At 36.7% G+C, this 17,256-nt stretch carries 19 protein-coding genes; all 19 read left to right on the plus strand.

The genetic code is table 11. The annotated features are described in order from the left end of the window. Window positions 1-6: 6 nt before the first annotated feature. The gene (gene topA, locus K0R93_RS03610; protein WP_300297693.1) at window positions 7-2,079 is read left to right on the plus strand and encodes a type I DNA topoisomerase; all 2,073 of its coding nucleotides are present in this window, start codon (window positions 7-9) and stop codon (window positions 2,077-2,079) included. 460 nt (window positions 2,080-2,539) lie between these two features. Continuing rightward, window positions 2,540-3,319 (plus strand): GTP-sensing pleiotropic transcriptional regulator CodY, encoded by a 780-nt coding sequence (gene codY / locus K0R93_RS03615; protein WP_300297696.1) that lies wholly within the window; start codon window positions 2,540-2,542, stop codon window positions 3,317-3,319. 405 nt (window positions 3,320-3,724) lie between these two features. Further along, entirely contained in the window at window positions 3,725-4,132 is a 408-nt protein-coding gene (gene flgB, locus K0R93_RS03620; protein ID WP_300297699.1) for a flagellar basal body rod protein FlgB, read from the plus strand. Between the two features lie 6 nt (window positions 4,133-4,138). Next, window positions 4,139-4,582: a flagellar basal body rod protein FlgC gene (flgC, locus tag K0R93_RS03625; RefSeq protein ID WP_300297702.1), complete on the plus strand. Its 444-nt coding sequence runs from the start codon at window positions 4,139-4,141 to the stop codon at window positions 4,580-4,582. An 18-nt stretch (window positions 4,583-4,600) separates the two neighbouring features. Beyond that, a complete protein-coding gene (gene fliE / locus K0R93_RS03630; protein WP_300297705.1) occupies window positions 4,601-4,885 on the plus strand; it encodes a flagellar hook-basal body complex protein FliE in 285 nt (94 codons plus the stop codon). Window positions 4,886-4,919: 34 nt separating this feature from the next. Next, window positions 4,920-6,479 (plus strand): flagellar basal-body MS-ring/collar protein FliF, encoded by a 1,560-nt coding sequence (gene fliF / locus K0R93_RS03635; RefSeq protein ID WP_300297708.1) that lies wholly within the window; start codon window positions 4,920-4,922, stop codon window positions 6,477-6,479. Between the two features lie 11 nt (window positions 6,480-6,490). Then, window positions 6,491-7,501 carry a flagellar motor switch protein FliG gene (gene fliG, locus K0R93_RS03640; protein ID WP_300297711.1) on the plus strand — a complete coding sequence of 337 codons (1,011 nt, stop codon included), beginning with the start codon at window positions 6,491-6,493 and terminating at the stop codon, window positions 7,499-7,501. Continuing rightward, window positions 7,494-8,243: a FliH/SctL family protein gene (locus K0R93_RS03645; protein WP_300297714.1), complete on the plus strand. Its 750-nt coding sequence runs from the start codon at window positions 7,494-7,496 to the stop codon at window positions 8,241-8,243. The genes fliG and K0R93_RS03645 overlap by 8 nt, the downstream gene beginning before the upstream one ends. A gap of 4 nt (window positions 8,244-8,247) precedes the next feature. After that, the gene (fliI, locus tag K0R93_RS03650; RefSeq protein WP_300297716.1) at window positions 8,248-9,561 is read left to right on the plus strand and encodes a flagellar protein export ATPase FliI; all 1,314 of its coding nucleotides are present in this window, start codon (window positions 8,248-8,250) and stop codon (window positions 9,559-9,561) included. A gap of 11 nt (window positions 9,562-9,572) precedes the next feature. Next, a complete protein-coding gene (gene fliJ, locus K0R93_RS03655; RefSeq protein WP_300297718.1) occupies window positions 9,573-10,016 on the plus strand; it encodes a flagellar export protein FliJ in 444 nt (147 codons plus the stop codon). A gap of 9 nt (window positions 10,017-10,025) precedes the next feature. Then, window positions 10,026-11,288, plus strand: a complete 1,263-nt coding sequence (locus K0R93_RS03660; protein WP_300297721.1) for a hypothetical protein — start codon at window positions 10,026-10,028, stop codon at window positions 11,286-11,288. 30 nt (window positions 11,289-11,318) lie between these two features. Next, window positions 11,319-12,728, plus strand: a complete 1,410-nt coding sequence (locus K0R93_RS03665; protein ID WP_300297724.1) for a flagellar hook-length control protein FliK — start codon at window positions 11,319-11,321, stop codon at window positions 12,726-12,728. Window positions 12,729-12,740: 12 nt separating this feature from the next. Next, complete coding sequence (locus K0R93_RS03670) at window positions 12,741-13,118, plus strand: flagellar hook assembly protein FlgD (protein ID WP_300297727.1); 378 nt, start codon at window positions 12,741-12,743, stop codon at window positions 13,116-13,118. 27 nt (window positions 13,119-13,145) lie between these two features. Continuing rightward, entirely contained in the window at window positions 13,146-13,526 is a 381-nt protein-coding gene (locus tag K0R93_RS03675) for a TIGR02530 family flagellar biosynthesis protein (protein WP_300297730.1), read from the plus strand. Window positions 13,527-13,608: 82 nt separating this feature from the next. Then, window positions 13,609-14,982, plus strand: coding sequence for a flagellar hook protein FlgE (locus K0R93_RS03680; RefSeq protein WP_300297733.1), 1,374 nt, complete (start codon window positions 13,609-13,611; stop codon window positions 14,980-14,982). Window positions 14,983-15,047: 65 nt separating this feature from the next. Further along, window positions 15,048-15,269: a flagellar FlbD family protein gene (locus tag K0R93_RS03685; protein ID WP_300297735.1), complete on the plus strand. Its 222-nt coding sequence runs from the start codon at window positions 15,048-15,050 to the stop codon at window positions 15,267-15,269. Between the two features lie 3 nt (window positions 15,270-15,272). Beyond that, window positions 15,273-16,061 carry a flagellar motor protein gene (locus tag K0R93_RS03690; RefSeq protein WP_300297738.1) on the plus strand — a complete coding sequence of 263 codons (789 nt, stop codon included), beginning with the start codon at window positions 15,273-15,275 and terminating at the stop codon, window positions 16,059-16,061. Further along, entirely contained in the window at window positions 16,061-16,813 is a 753-nt protein-coding gene (locus K0R93_RS03695; RefSeq protein ID WP_300297740.1) for a flagellar motor protein MotB, read from the plus strand. The genes K0R93_RS03690 and K0R93_RS03695 overlap by 1 nt, the downstream gene beginning before the upstream one ends. Before the next feature lie 23 nt (window positions 16,814-16,836). Then, window positions 16,837-17,253, plus strand: a complete 417-nt coding sequence (locus K0R93_RS03700; protein WP_300297743.1) for a flagellar basal body-associated FliL family protein — start codon at window positions 16,837-16,839, stop codon at window positions 17,251-17,253. Window positions 17,254-17,256: the final 3 nt, after the last annotated feature.

The following is a 17,256-nucleotide window of genomic DNA, read 5'->3' on the forward strand; positions in this document are numbered from 1 at the left end:
GAAAAAGTGGCAAAATCTTTAGTAATCGTAGAGTCGCCTGCGAAAGCAAAGACAATAGGAAAATTCTTAGGAAAAAATTATAAAATAACAGCCTCCGTTGGACATGTTAGGGATCTTCCTAAAAGTAAAATGGGTATTGATGTTGAACATGAATATGAGCCTAATTATATTACCATAAGAGGAAAAGGGCCTGTTATACAAGAATTAAAAAAAGAGGCGAAGAAAGCAAAAAAAATATTACTTGCAACAGACCCCGATAGAGAAGGAGAGGCCATATCATGGCATTTGGCCCATATTTTATCTATTGAAGATAATGAAAAATGTAGAATTGAGTTCAATGAGATTACAGAGAGTGCGATTAAAAACGCTGTAAAAAAACCTAGAAAAATAAACAAGAGTCTTGTAGATGCACAGCAGGCTAGAAGGGTACTAGATCGATTAGTTGGTTATAGTATAAGTCCTCTTCTGTGGAGAAAAGTGCGAAAGGGGCTAAGTGCAGGAAGAGTCCAATCTGTTGCAACCAAATTAATATGTGATAGAGAAAAGGAAATAAATGAGTTTATCCCTCAAGAATATTGGAGTATTTCTGCATTTCTTCAAAAAAGAAGTTCTAAAGAAGTAATAGAGGCTAAATTTTATGGATCTGATCAAGAGAAAATGGAAGTCCATTCAAAAGATGAAGTAGAAAAAATTTTGGGCAGAATAAACGAAAATGAATATGTTGTTTCCGATGTTAAGCGAAGGGAAAAGAAAAGAAATCCTTATCCACCCTTTACTACCAGCAGTTTACAGCAGGAAGCTGCAAATCGGCTGGGTTTTACCACGAAGAAAACAATGATTGTAGCGCAGCAGCTTTATGAGGGGATCGAACTTAAGGATGAAGGGTCTGTGGGATTAGTTACCTATATTAGAACAGATTCTACGAGAATATCCGATGAGGCAAAAGAAAAAGCACGGAGATATATCATTAATAATTTCTCAGAAGAATATCTTCCTGAAGTGGATAAGCAATACAAGACGAAGAAGGAAGCGCAGGATGCTCATGAAGCTATTAGACCAACGGATATCGAAAGAACGCCAGATCATATTAGAGAATCTTTAAGTAATGATCAGTATAAGCTCTATAAGCTGATATGGGAACGATTTGTGGCGAGCCAAATGAAGAATGCCCTTTATGATACATATTCAGTTGATATTACAAACAATGGATATATTTTCAAGGCATCAGGTTCCAAATTAGTATTTGAGGGGTTTTTGCGTGTATATACCTATGCTACTGTTTCAGATACGGAAATTCCCGAGGTTGAAATAAATAATAAACTACTACAAGATAGAATTGAACCCAAGCAGCATTTTACTCAGCCGCCACCTCGATTTACAGAAGCTACTTTAGTAAAAGAACTGGAAGAGAAAGGAATTGGTAGACCTAGTACCTATGCCCCTATTATTACAACAATTCTTAGTCGTGGATATGTTGAAAAGGAGAGCAAAGCATTAAGGCCTACTGAACTTGGCCTTATCGTGACAGAATTGCTTGAAGAATACTTTAGCGATGTTATTGATCAACATTTCACGGCTGATCTGGAAATAAAGCTCGATGAAGTTGAAGCAGGCCAACTAGATTGGATCAGAGTCATTGATGATTTCTATAAGCCTTTTAGCCGTGTGCTAAAACATGCAGAGGAAGAAATTGAAAAGATTGAAATCGTTGAAGAAGTGACTGACGAAGTTTGTGATGTTTGTGGAAAACATATGGTTGTGAAGTATGGAAAATTCGGAAAATTTCTTGCTTGTTCGGGATATCCAGAATGTGAACATACAAGGCCGTTTGTTCATAAAATTGGGGTTCCTTGTCCTCAATGCCAAGGGGAGATTGTAGAAAGAAGGTCGAAGAAAGGTCGATTATTTTATGGGTGTATAAATTTTCCTAAATGCAATTTTGTTACATGGAGTAAGCCAATTCATGAAAATTGTCCAACTTGTGGAACGCTTCTTGTTGAAAAGAAAACAAAAAAAGGAACGATTATTCAATGCTCGAATAAAGAATGTAAATATAAACGGCAAGGTGAAGACGATTAGTGTTTGTCATTCTATTATGAAAATTTTAACTTTTGTGTTGCAAATTATGACAAAATGTGCTAACATTCTTGTAGTTTCTCATAATGTGTCCTTCACATTAAAACAATGCTTAAAATTCATGACAGCTTGCAAACTAGAGATTAGATAAATAATTCTTGAGAGAAACTTTTAAAAAATAAGTTGGATTTAAAATGCTCTAATATGATTTGAATGCTATTCGAAAAGCCAGAAGGAATAAAAAACCAGCCTACTGAAAAAGATATGAATATAATAGAAAACTTTGACGTTTTCTACGTTCATCATCAAATATTTTTTTGGTAGTCTCTGTTGAGGAATATTGGTATCTATTTTGAAAATAGTGTTTTGATAACAAATTGGAGCAAGCGTTTAGGGAGACGGACTCCCAATTTATAATTTGAATAGATTTATCGTATAGTGGATAAAGCGAAGGAGGATAAAAATGGCAAGTACATTATTAGAAAAAACGAGACGACTGAATAAAATCCTACAACAAACTGGGAATGCTCCAGTATCATTTTCCCAGATGTGCAAAACATTGAGCGAGATTTTAGACGCCAATGTATATGTGGCGAGCAAGAAAGGAAAAGTGCTAGGTGTAAGCCTCGCTGATGCTTCGGATTGCCCAATCATTGTAGATCCAGAAACGGGAGAGGACAAGTTTCCTGATGAATACAATGAAGAGCTGCTAAAAGTCTTAGAAACAAAACATAACATTACTGGTGATCAACTATTAGAGATTTTTAAGTATGACGTAGAGAGTTACAATAAGCTTGTAACCATTGTACCTGTTAATGGGAGCGGTCAAAGATTAGGGACTGTGATACTGGCAAGACATGAGAAGAGTTTTAATGATGAAGATTTGATACTGGCAGAATATAGTGCTACTGTAGTTGGGATGGAAATTCTTCGTGCAAAGAGCGAGGAAATAGAAGAGGACGCAAGAAGAAAAGCTGTTGTGCAGATGGCGATTGGAACCCTCTCTTATTCTGAGTTAGAAGCTGTAGAACATATATTTGATGAATTGGAAGGAAATGAAGGTCTATTGGTAGCAAGTAAAATTGCTGATAGAGTAGGAATTACAAGATCTGTTATTGTAAATGCTTTGAGAAAGTTTGAAAGTGCTGGAGTGATTGAATCTAGATCATTAGGCATGAAAGGGACACATATTAAGATTCTAAATGATAAATTAATGGATGAGTTGAAAAAGCTGAAAAGATAAGGATTATCGTTAATCATAAAAAGCAGCCAGAGTAACAGGCTGCTTTTTATTTTTGCAAATATCGAAAGTAAATATATTCCAAATAGTAGTCTCGATCTCTAAAATAGATAGGGTTGAGATGTTTGAAAAATAAAGATTACAATCATGTTAAATTATTTCCAAGATTGTTGCAAAGATATCTTTTTAGGGGTTTGTGTAGTATAATATAAAATAATTATGTAAACTTACAAGGTCTTAAGAACTATTTGACGAAAAAACTCATATTATTGCATCTTTTTTGTAAGATTTATTGTATGATAATAGTGGGAAAAAGAAGGAAAATGAAATATTTTGTTGAATATTAGTACATAAATAATGTCGAATTTTCGTATATTATAGTTTTTACTTTAGGAGGCGTTTTAATCGATGTTAGATAAGTCTTTTGGAAATATAAAATATCTTGAAAAATCTTTAAATGCATCATGGCTTAGAAATGAGACAATCTCAAACAACATTTCGAACGTAAACACGCCCGGTTACAAGCGTGAAAGCGTTGCGTTCGAATCCATACTGAAAGCTAGTATGCAAAACATTGGTATTGAAGGAAAAGTGACCCATGAAAAGCATTTGCCGATAGGAAACGTTGGTATTGATCATATAGAACCTAGTATAAGTAAAGATTTTAACAGTAAGTATCGGCGGGATGGCAATAACGTAAACATAGATGTAGAGATGGCTAACTTAGCAAAAAACACAATTCAGTATAACATGATGACTCAGAGAGTTTCAGGAAAGTTAAGTAAGTTAAAGAGTATCATAAGAGATGGGAGGTAATAGGTAATGAGTATGTTTAAAGCGATTGATGTTAGTGCTACAGGTCTTACAGCAGAAAGATTGAGGATGGATATTATATCTAAAAACATTGCCAATGCTAATACCACCCGAACCAGCAGTGGTACCCCATATAGAAGACAAGTGCCTATCTTTAAAGAATCATCAACGAATCTATCCTTTCAACAACACTTAGATGCAGCAAAAAGTGGCATTGTCGGTGGCAGCGGCGTTGAAGTTACTGCTGTAAAAGAAGATAAATCACCATTTAAGAAAGTGTATGATCCTGGACACCCAGATGCGGATAAAGATGGATATGTACAAATGCCTAATGTAGATATCGTAGCTGAGATGATCAATATGATTTCATCGACTAGAGCCTATGAGGCAAATGTTACTTGTATTAATTCAGCAAAGAGTATGGCGATGAAAGCATTAGAAATTGGCCGTTAAAGTCAAGGAGGATTCTAAATGAGAATTAATAATGTAGTTGGTTTAGGCAGTAATGATCTTCAAATAAAAGAGAATAAGCCCCAGATTGACTTTGGCGGTTACTTGAAAGATGCAATCGGGAAGGTAAATGAGCTGGAGCTCCAATCCCAACAAGCAGATGAGATGTTAGCAATTGGGGAGACGGAAAATATTCACGAAGTGATGATTGCTGCACAAAAGGCTGAAATCGCCCTACAGTTCACTATGGAAGTTAAGAATAAAATTATGGAGGCTTATAAAGAAATTATGAGGCTTCCGATCTAATAGAATTTGTATGATTATGAAATGAGGTGGCTTAATGGGGGACACAATACAGCAAATGAAGCAGCAGCTTAATGAATTCTACCAATCCTTGAATACTTCCCAAAAAATTAAAATCGGTGTCAGTGGGTTACTTGTTGTTACTGCAATTGCACTAATGGTATTTTTTACTTCAAGGCCTGAATACACACCTTTGTATAACAATCTTACTACAGCAGATGCTGGAGAGATGACAGAAAAGCTAGACGAATTGAAAATACCTTGGAAGAATATTGAAGGTAGTGAAGAGGGCAAAACAACCCTTATGGTTCCAAAGGAATACTATGATAAAGCAAAAATGAATCTAGCGATTGAAGGTTTTCCAAAAGAAGGCTTCTCTTATGAAGATATGATGAATACGAGCAGTTTAACGATGACAAATGACGAACGTACAAAACGTTTTATCATAGCTCAGCAGAATTCATTAGCCAAAACAATTGAGGAAATTGATGGTGTTAAAAATGCTATTGTAAATCTTAGTGTTGCTGATGATAATGCGTTTCTCATCGATCCTCAGCGATCGAAAGCTTCTGTATTCGTGAATTTGGATAAAGGTAAAGAACTTACAAAAGAGCAGATCGATGGCGTAGTAATGCTGGTTTCTAACGCTGTGAAAGGATTAGAGCCTGAGAATATCTCAGTGGTGGACAACCAAGGCAGATTGTTAAACAAAAAAAACAATGAGAATTTTGACGCTACAACACAGATGGGTTTACAGCAACAAGTACAAAATGACCTAAAAGAGAGTATCGAAGAATTTTTGTCAACAGTATATGGGATTGGAAACGTGGCTGCTATGGTGAATGTGAAATTGGACTTCGATAGCGAAGTAACTGAAATCCAAGAATTCGCACCGCCAATTGAAGGCGAAACCAACGGAATCATCCGCAGCATGAGTGAATTAAATGAACAGGTTATTAATGGACAAGCAGGTGGTGCACCAGGTACAGATTCAAATTCGGAAGACATCACTCAATACGTTGAAGGGAGCAATGAAGCTTCTAAATACGATAAAGCGAATAAGACGATTAATTATGAGATCAATGAATTAAATAAAAAGATTGTTAAAGCCCAAGGGCAAATAAAAGATATTACGGTGGCTGTTTTAGTAAATCAAAAAGCCTTGGTGAACCAAGAACTTACAGATGAGGATAAGCAAGAGATTATCAATTTAGTTTCAGCTTCAGCAGGTTTAGATACAAAGGTAGTTCAGGTAATGGCCAGGGATTTTGACAATACACTTAGCCAACAGTTTGCTGATGCGAATGCAGAGAATGGAAACACAGGGTTATTCGGTAACATTCCCTTATGGTCTATAGGTATATTGCTGGCACTATTCTTAGGTGGCGCTGGATATGCCGTGTACAGGGTAAGGCAAAGAAAGAACATTGTTAATGATGTATTGCAGAATCAACCGATGACTGTAGAAGACGTTATAGATGAAATTGATCTAGAAGGCAGTGAAAAGTCAGGATATAAGAAAGAAATTGATAAATTTGTGGACAAGAAGCCGGAAGCAGTGGCGCAGCTGTTAAAAACATGGCTAAATGAAGAGTAGGAGTGTAATTTATGGCTCGTAAAGCAGGAATCAGTGGAAAAGAAAAAGCAGCAATATTGTTAATTGCTTTAGGACCTGATAAATCAGCAAAAATATTTAAACATCTTCAAGAGGAAGAAATTGAAGAACTGACGCTAGAGATAGCCAATATGAGGAAGATTTCTCCAGAAGAAAAAGAAAAAGTCCTAGAGGAGTTTTATCAGATATGCTTAGCCCAAGACTATATTTCAGAGGGTGGAATTAATTACGCTAAGGAAATTCTAGAAAAGGCATTGGGGTCCCAAAAAGCTTTTGACATTGTCAATAAACTTACAGCATCCTTGCAGGTAAGACCATTTGACTTTGTCAGAAAGGCTGATGCGGGACAGTTGCTAAACTTTATTCAGAACGAGCATGCTCAAACGATATCTCTAATTTTAGCATATTTGAATCCACTTCAGGCAGGGCAGATTTTATCGGCCCTTCCTCAAGCAAAGCAAGCTGAAGTCGCGCAGAGAATAGCAACCATGGATCGAACTTCTCCAGAAATCATCAAAGAGATTGAATCAGTATTGGAGAGAAAGCTATCTGCCATGGTGACTCAAGATTATACTACAGCCGGTGGGATTCAATCCATTGTAGATATTTTAAATGCCGTTGATAGAGGTACTGAGAAATTTATTATGGAAACCCTTGAAATTCAAGATGTTGAATTAGCAGAAGAAATTAAGAAGCGTATGTTTGTATTTGAAGACATTGTTAACCTTGATAATACTTCTATTCAGAGATTTATCCGTGAAGTTGAGAATAACGAATTGGCAGTTGCTTTGAAGGGTGCTACTGAAGAAGTAAAAGAGCTTATATTCAGTAATATGTCTAAGCGAATGGCAGAGATGATCAAAGAGGACATGGACTTTATGGGTCCAGTGCGCCTACGCGATGTAGAAGAAGCTCAACAGAAAATTGTTAATATTATACGTAAATTAGAAGAAGCAGGTGAAATTATCATTTCACGCGGTGGAGGAGATGAAATAATTGTCTAGGATTTTCAAATCATCCTACGTGAACATGGGAGAAATAAAAGAGATTCATGCTAATAAGGTAATTCAACCTACTGATATACAACTAATAGAGGAATCAGAAGGACATGAAACAATTGATTTGGATGCATTGTATGAAGAAAAATTAAAAGAAGCAGAGTTGCAAATTCAACTCAAATTAGTAGAGGCTCAAAAACAAGCTGAAGATATTATTCAACTAGCACATAATAAAGCAACCGAAGTACTAGAAAATGCAAAAAATGAAGGTTATAGAGAAGGCAAAGAACTTGGATTTACAGAGGGGAAGCTCTCTGCCAATACCCTTATCGAAGAGGCGTTACAGATTAAGGAATATGTTCACTCAAAAAAGATATCTCTAACCAAGGAAGTTGAAAAGGATGTAAATGCCTTAATTATTCAGATCGTTGAAAGTATTCTAAATACGAAAATAGATGATTGTGAAGATATTATTATAGGGCTAGTGAAGCTTGGATTGGATAAATGCACGTATACAGATCATCTGATTATTCGAGTGAGCCCTGAAGATTATGGTTTTACTATATCATCTAAAGATAAGATCCTTTGTCTCGCCGAAAATATTAGTGATCTAGAAATTAGGCAGGATGCTTCGCTGAAAAAAGGAAGCTGTGTGATTGATACGATTTCGGGAAGCGTGGATTCAAGCATAGAGACTCAGCTGCAACATGTTAAGGAAATTTTTCTAGAACTGCTTGAAAGTGAGTGATAGCTTGGAAACGATAAATTTAAACAAGTATAAATCAGCATTCGAAGGCGCAAATCTTATAAAGTATATTGGTAGAGTATCCCAAGTAATTGGATTAACGATAGAATCTAATGGGCCCGCGGTGAAACTAGGAGAATTATGTTTTATCTATCCATTAAAAGGCAATCTGCCTATTAAAGCTGAAGTTGTAGGCTTTAAAGACAGCAAAGTGTTACTAATGCCCTTAGGTGAGATGGATGGAATTGGACCTGGAAGCAGAGTCGTAGCTACTGGTGATGCCTTATACGTAAATGTAGGGGATGAGCTTCTAGGAAGGGTATTAGATGGGTTAGGAAATCCCATTGATGGAAAAAACAATATCCTCTTAAACAGAAAATATCCCATTAACAACCAACCGCCTGATCCATTAAAGCGTAAAAAGATTAATGATGTTTTATCTTTAGGTGTAAAGTCGATTGATGGGTTGTTAACTTGTGGAATAGGGCAAAGAATAGGGATTTTTGCTGGAAGCGGCGTGGGGAAAAGTACGTTGCTTGGAATGATTGCTAGAAACACCATGGCAGATGTGAACGTCATTGCTTTAATTGGTGAACGAGGCAGGGAAGTCCGTGAGTTTATTGAAAATGACCTTCAAGAAGAAGGACTTCGTCGATCTGTTCTTGTTGTTGCTACATCAGACCAACCTGCTCTAGTAAGGATGAAAGGCGCATTATTGGCAACAGCTATCGCCGAGTACTTTCGTGATAAAGGAAAAAATGTAATGCTTCTTATGGATTCACTCACCAGATTCTCAATGGCGCAACGGGAAGTAGGATTAGCTGTAGGTGAACCCCCGGTTACCCGAGGATATACACCATCGGTATTTGCCGCCCTTCCTAAATTACTTGAGCGATCTGGTAATTCAGATAAAGGCTCAATAACCGGACTTTATACGGTCCTTGTAGATGGTGATGATTTAAATGAACCAATTACTGATGCCGTAAGAGGGATTTTGGATGGTCATATCGTGTTGTCTAGAAAAATGGCAAATAAAAATCATTATCCAGCAATCGATATTTTAGCAAGCGTAAGCCGGGTTATGCCTAATATCGTTGGAGACGAACATAAAACCTTGGCAAATCGATTTAAGAATCTCCTGGCTGTTTATAAAGATGCTGAAGATTTAATCAATATTGGTGCATATGTAAAGGGCAGCAACAAGGAAATTGATTATGCTATCGCGATGATTGACAGATTAAATGATTATTTAAAACAAAATACCCATGATAAGTTTGACTATAATGATGCTCTGCAAATGCTAACGGAGCTAATGGTTTAGGGGTGTAGACGATGAGTAAATTCAATTTCAAATATCAAAATCTTCTAGGTGTAAAAGAAAAAATCGAAGAACGCATTCAAGGCAAGCTAACTTCAGCTCAAAAAAAATTAGATGATGAAAAGCAAAAGTTATGCACTTATGAAAAGTCAAAAGAGTCCTACATGAGCATGATTCACGCTAAAATGCAAGAAGGAACTGATTTATCAGTAATTCGAATATGGGATGTTTATATTAGGAGTCTAGAGAAAAAAATCACTTATCAATTACAGATCATTGAGCGATGTAACCGGGATGTAGATGAAATAAGAAAGAACTTGGTAAAGGCATCTCAAGAACGAAAAACCTTTGAAAAGTTAAAAGAGATTGATTTTGACGATTTTACTTATATTGCAAAAAAAGAAGAAGAAAAATTCGTTGATCAATTGGTTACATTTAAGAATTTTAAAAGTATTTAGGGGGAAAAAATGGCAAAATCAAAACCGCTCGAGAATGAGAGCCAAGGACTTAGTATTGGAAAAATTATCGTCATTGTCATCCTTGTTTTCACATTTGTTCCCATAAGTGTTTTAGGCATCCTATATTTTACAAATGAGAACTTTAAATATATAGCGAATGGACATTTAAGTGGTGCACCAGGATCATTAGGAAAGTACTTTCAGAGCTTCCCCACAAGAGATGAAAGGGAGACTCAAAAGAAAAATGTAGCCAATTATTTACTAGATATGGATGTAGCTAGGGCTGCTGATAAATTGGTGCTGATCAAAAAAGAGGATGAAGTACTGTTTTCCGATCTGAGTAAAATCATGACTGAAAAGAATGTAAAGAAAACAGAAGCGATCTTAGAATTAATACGGGATAATTCAATCAAAAAAGATATTCTCGTTTCGACCATTGAGCAGATTGACAATGAAAAAAAGTTAAGTTTATCAGAGCAAGCAAAATATTATGAATCACTTTCAGTGGCTAGCTTGGTACAAGAAATCAATAAGGCCCTCATGAATGGAACGGTCTCTTTTCGTGATATGGGATTGATGATTGAACAGATGAATGAAAAGGTTGCAGTCAGTGTATTAAATAATCTGGATGGAGAAATGACCCTTAAAATCCTGTCAAATTTTGATTCCATAGAAAAAGGGAAGAAACTGCAAGAAATAGTGGCCCAGATGAAGGACAAAGAAAGAAGCCTAATAAGTACTGCTCAGATCTATGATACAGAGTTGCCAGATAAGTTAAACGTAGACTTGGGGCAGATAAAAAAGTACAAACTGGAAGAGCTTTCTGTCATCTACAGAAATATGAGCATATTGCAAGGCGCAAAAATACTATCACAAGTAGAAGACAAAGAATTTGTCTTAAATCTATTAAACAGAATCAAAGAAGATGAAGTTTTAAGAGAAGGAAATGATTTTATAACTTCAGACCTGATAAAGGCAACAAAGATTTTAGAAGAGTACAATCGTAAAATTTTTGACTTGGTAAATGTCTATAAAAAAATGGAACCTCAACAAATTGCGGATATGATTTCTAAACTTTACAACAACAAGAATGGAATTGCAAAGTATTCTTTTGAAAACGGGGAAAGCTTTACGATTACAGATAAAGATATGGCGATAGAAGTATTGAAAAAATTATCTGTTAAGGTAACGGCTGATGTACTTGCAAGTTTAGATGCGGACTTGGCATCCGAGATTTCAAAATCATTGGCACTGCCCAAAGAAAATCTTTAAATCATTACAACTTGAAAGGAGGTGAGAGAGATGGGACAAGTAGCTTTAAATGTACATGCAGCGCTCATGCAGAATAGTCAAACAAACAGAAAACCCTATAATGCATCTAAGGATGGAAGCAATAGCTTTGATAGAATTTTGGCGGATAAGTTTAATGAAAGTACAACTCAACGAGCCAGCAAAAATAATTCAGTGACGAATAAATCAATACAAAACTCCTCCGGCAATACAAATAGAACAAATCAGGATACGATTGATGCTGAGGAAGATATAAAAACGAAAAAAGATTTAAACGGAAAAGATCAAAATTTTGAAGCTGAGATTTCGTTAATGATGCAGTCAATGGAAGAAATAATGCAGCTGATTCATACTGCCAATTCGAATCCTGGAGAGTTTAATATTGAAGATTTCCAGGGTATGCTGGATGACTTAAAGATTCAACTCAATGAATTGTTGGCTCAAGTTGAGCAATTTGGTTTATCCAATAGTATGGGCAAAGAGATCGAAGGATTAGATTTAAAAAGCTTACAGGGAATGATGCTAGATGCTATTGGTGCTTTAGAGGATATGAACCATTCTAACCAAGACAATATAAAAACAGCTGAACTTGATGCAATGCTGACTAAACTACAAGATGTCGTTGGCAAACAACTGGAGAACCTTAAAAGTGTTACGGAAACCTCAACAGAAGGAGACCAAAATGGCCTTATAAATCATATGAAGCTAGGTGACGAAGCAGACCGAGGAAAGGGTCTTAATCAATTAAAGGAACAGACTGTTGACTTAACAGAATCACTTAGCGGTAGTAGCATCAAGAATGATGAAACTGAGGAAAACAGTAACGAAAATTCAGAGCAAGGTTCAGAAAAACAAGACGGCCTTTTTTCAGGTTTGAAATCAAATGTAGACGGCACAAATTCACAGCAGCAAGTTGAAACACAATTTGCTAAATTTGACCAAGTAAACATTGTGGAACAAGTAAAGTCAGAGACAACTGTAACACAAACTGTAAAGCTAAACAATATCATCGATCAAGTGGCGAATAAAGTTATGGTCCATGTTGGAGAAGATGGTTCAGAGATGTCATTACAATTAAAACCTGAACACCTTGGAAAGTTGACCATGAAGGTATCCATCGAAAGAGGCATCGTTGTTGCGAACTTTGTTGCTGAGAGCCAAATGGTGAAGGAGGTATTGGAATCAAACTTCAATATTCTCAAAGATGCGCTCCAAGAAAAAGGTTTAGCTATTCAAGAATTAAATGTTTTTGTAGGAAGTGACTCAAACTTTCAAAATCAAAAAAACTTTATGACTTTTAAACGAAAAATGAATAAGGGAAGCAACTCTTACAATGATAGCAGTTATGGAAATGCAGTTGAGGAAATTACCCAAATGGCACCCAAATCCCTAAATTCATCAAAATTAGATTTCTTTGCTTAGGAGGTGAATGGTATGTCAAATGAATTAATCTACAAAATTGGAGACAATCAGTACAATACAACACCGAATACAAAAACTGAAAACTCTGCCCTTGATAAGGATGCTTTCTTGAAGTTATTGGTAACCCAGCTAAAGCATCAGGATCCGTTAAATCCTGTGGAAGATAAGGAATTTATTGCTCAGATGGCACAATTTACAACTTTAGAGCAAATACAAAACATGAACAAGACCATGGGAGAAACAAAAGAGCTAATGGAAGATGTTGCTACAGTAGTGGTAACGCAGATGAAAGACTCAAACGATAAGCTTCTAGAAAGCAATCAGCAAATCATAAAAGAATTGGTCAATCTAAGCAAGGCTATCAAGGAATACGGTTTAAAAGTAGAATAGTACATAACGTGATAAGGAGGCGTGGGAATGAACAAAGTGTGGATCCATAATACAAGACCCATTAATCCAGGCATAAGCAGTGTAAAACCATCTACAAGTGAAATCATTGAAAAAAAACCTTTTGCCCAAGTCCTTGATACCATTATAAACAATCAGGATGTAAAGTTTTCTAAGCATGCGCTGCAGCGTCTAGAAGCCAGAAATATACATCTGGATCATCAAGAAATTAATAGGATCAATAATGGATTGAGAAAAGCAAGTCAAAAGGGAATCAAAGAAACACTCATTCTAATGGATAATAAGGCTTTTGTAGCCAGTGTCACCAATAAAACCATTATTACAGCTGCGCTGGATGAACAATTAAAGGAAAATGCATTTACAAATATCGATGGTGCTGTGATCGTATAGCTGGACCTTATGCAGGAAGCTAAGATGATTTCTGAATGACAGAGGAAATCAGCCGCACCAAATTGAAGGAGGTCATGTACAAATGATGAGATCAATGTTTTCAGCCGTATCGGGGTTAAGCTCCCATCAGGCGAAAATGGATGTAATCGGTAACAATATCGCAAATGTAAATACTGTAGGCTATAAAGCAGGCCGAGTTACTTTCCAAGAAGTATTCAGCCAAACAATCAAAGGTGCCTCTGCTGCCCAAGGCGGCAGGGGTGGTACGAACCCACACCAAATCGGACTGGGAATCAGCGTCGCTTCTATTGATACCATTCACACAAGAGGATCTGTAGAAAGAACAGATGTTCCAACGGACGTAATGATCAATGGAGATGGGTTCTTCATGGTTTCTAATGATCCTAACTTTCTAAATAGAAGCTATACGAGGGCTGGAAACTTCTATGTAGATGCAGCAGGAAACTTGAATACTGCTGAAGGATATAGGGTATTAGGATACAGAGTAGATGAAAGCACATATGGAGAGAATCCAATTTTTAAAAGTAACTTAGAGGGACTAGTCATTAATAGAGCAGCAAGTGTACCAGCACAATCAACTGCTAAAGTGGATTTTGAAGGGATACTTAATAGTGAAACTAAATTATTTCCAGATACAAGCGGTCATGGTGTTGTAGGTGGCGCAGATTCAGTTTATCTAGCTGTAGGAGATAAATTCGAGTTGAACCCAGCTTATGCAGACACAGTAGCAAGAGAAAACACATTCGAGGTTTATGACGCACTTGGTGGTGTGCATAAGATTAAGCAATGTTTTGTAAAGATTGCTGACAATAAATTTCAAGTAGAAACATTCTATATGGCTAACGATGGTAAGATGTATCATGCAACAAATGGTGGAACTGAGGTAGATTCTGATACTGAGCCTTTTGAAGTTGACTTTGTAGATGGTAAATCTACTACAACTGCTAAACTGAATATTACTATTGCTGATACCATGACAAATGGAGCTGGCCCTTTATCGTTTAATATAAGCTATGATAAATTAACATCTTTTGCTAATGACTCAAAGGTTTCAACTACTTCTGACGGATACAAGCAGGGGACATTGGATGGGTTCAGTATCGGTCCAGATGGTACTATTGAAGGTATCTTTAGTAATGGCTTAAAATCACCATTAGGTAGAATTGCGTTGGCAAACTTTAAGAATCCAGCTGGTTTGTTAAAAACACAAGCCAATATGTTTGTGAATACGGCAAACTCAGGTACGCCTATGATTGGACAACCTGGCGAAAGTGGTTTTGCAACCTTGAATCCTGGTGCTTTGGAAATGTCTAATGTGGACTTATCTAAAGAGTTTACCACAATGATTACTACCCAAAGAGGGTTCCAAGCCAATTCAAGAGTCATCACGACGACTGACCAAATGTTAGAGGAACTGGTGAATCTGAAAAGATAATCTATAAAATTGGAATTATAATCCCAATTTTGGGATTATAATTCCCTTTTAAAAAGGATGATAAGATGATCAAGGTAACGAGATTAAGCGGAGATAGTTATATCATCAATAGTGAACTCATTGAGTTTATAGAGGCAACACCCGACACAGTAATCACCCTGACAACAGGGAAAAAAGTAGTTGTGAAGGAAGCTGTTGAGGTAATTGTGCAACGAACCATACAATACAAACAAAAAATTTTCACAAAAGAAACAATCATGAAATGCATTTCGGGAAATGAGGTGTAGCTATTGGATTTAGCAACTTTAATTGGAATATTACTAGGGTTTGGTTTTATGATATGGGGGATCATGCTTGGTGGGTCTATTTCCTCCTTCTGGGATACACCCTCTGTGGTTATTGTTCTTGGAGGAACCATGGCAGGCACATTGGTAGCCTTTCCATTAAACAAGATGAAGCAAGCTATACCTGTACTAAAGAAAGCATTTTCTTCAAAGGAACTAGAGCCTGGAGAAACGATAAGCAAAATCATTGACTTGGCCAATACAGCAAGACGAGAAGGGTTATTGGCATTGGAAGAGGCATCTGAAAACTTAGATGACGATTTCCTTCAAAAGGGTGTAATGCTGATTGTGGATGGAACTGATCCAGAATTGGTTAGAAATATCCTCGAGACAGAGCTTGCTTTCCTTGAAACGAGACATGGATCAGGTAGAGGGCTGTTTGAAATGATGGGAAGCCTCGCACCTGCCTTTGGTATGATAGGTACCCTCATAGGACTGGTACAGATGCTTCAAAAACTAGACGATCCAACAACGATTGGACCAAGTATGGCAGTCGCTTTGATTACAACTTTTTATGGATCAGTATTGGCCAACCTAATCTTTATTCCCATAGCTGCAAAATTAAAGGTTCGAAGTGGTGAGGAAATATTGATCAAAGAAATCATGGTTGAAGGACTTTTATCCATACAAGCTGGAGAAAATCCAAGGATTATTGAAGAAAAGCTAAAAGCGTTCCTACCACCAACGACTAGAAAAAGCCTTCAAAATGGCAAAGGGGAAGGTGCTGAGGCGTAATGGGTAAAAAAAGAGGTCAGGAAGAATCCAAGAGTGGTGCTCCAGAATGGATGACTACATATGGTGACTTAGTTACCTTATTACTTTGCTTTTTCGTTCTTTTGTTTTCGTTTTCCACAATCGACGCTCAGAAATTTCAAGCGATCATGCAATCGGTTCAAGGTTCTCTTGGTGCATTGAAAGGTGGAAAAACCATACAAGAAACATTTTACGTAAACGAGGCTTTAAATGAGGAACAAACAACCAAGGAATTAGAAGAATTGGAGGATTTTAAAAAGTTACAAGAAATGATTGAAAACTACCTAGAACAAAATGGTTTTCAAAATGAGATTCTTGTAGACTTAGAACACAGAGGACTGCTCTTAAGGTTTAAGGATAATGTATTGTTTGATTCAGGAAAGGCTGATTTGAAAGGGAATGCCAATGAAACCTTGGTATTCTTGGCAGATCTTCTGAAGCAAGAGGAGTTTATAGACAAATATATACGGATAGAAGGTCATACTGATTCTGACCCGATCATCAACATACGAAAATATCCTACCAACTGGGAATTATCAGTGGCTAGGGCATCCAACGTTGTAAGATTTCTAATTGAACAAGCTGGTTTACAACCAGACCGGTTATCGGCATCTGGATATAGTCAATATCATCCCATTGCACCCAATGATTCAGAAGGAAATAAAGGAAAGAATCGTAGGGTAGACATTGTGATTCTTCGGTCAGAGTTTGTTAAATCAGAACCATATTATTAGGATTTCAAAAGGGGCGTGGCAATATGACTGTAAAAAAAGTAATGATATTCAGTATTGTAGGTTTTTTGGTAACAGCAATTGTTTTCGGCGGGGTCTTTTACTTTGCAGTTTACAAAGCACCTGAAAAAACGGTAAAGGAAGTAAAAACCTTTAGCTTTCCTATAGGGGAACTCTACTCTAATGTAAAAGACAGCAGGAAAATTTTAAAAACCAACATCGTGATTGAAATGATTGATGAGAAGATCCAGGAAAAGCTGGAGACCAATAAATCAAAGATCACAAATAACATCATGGAAGTACTTAGAAGTAAAGATGAAAGCAGCTTAGCTGGCGAGAAAGGGCAACAAGCATTAAGGACTGAAGTTTTGGAAGCGATTAAGCAGGTTGTAGACTCTGACAAGATTACAAATGTTTACTTTGTTGAGTTTATCGTCCAATAAAGG

The sequence above is a fragment of the Anaerosolibacter sp. genome (assembly GCF_029240175.1).
Classification (GTDB): Bacteria; Bacillota; Clostridia; order Peptostreptococcales; family Thermotaleaceae; genus Anaerosolibacter.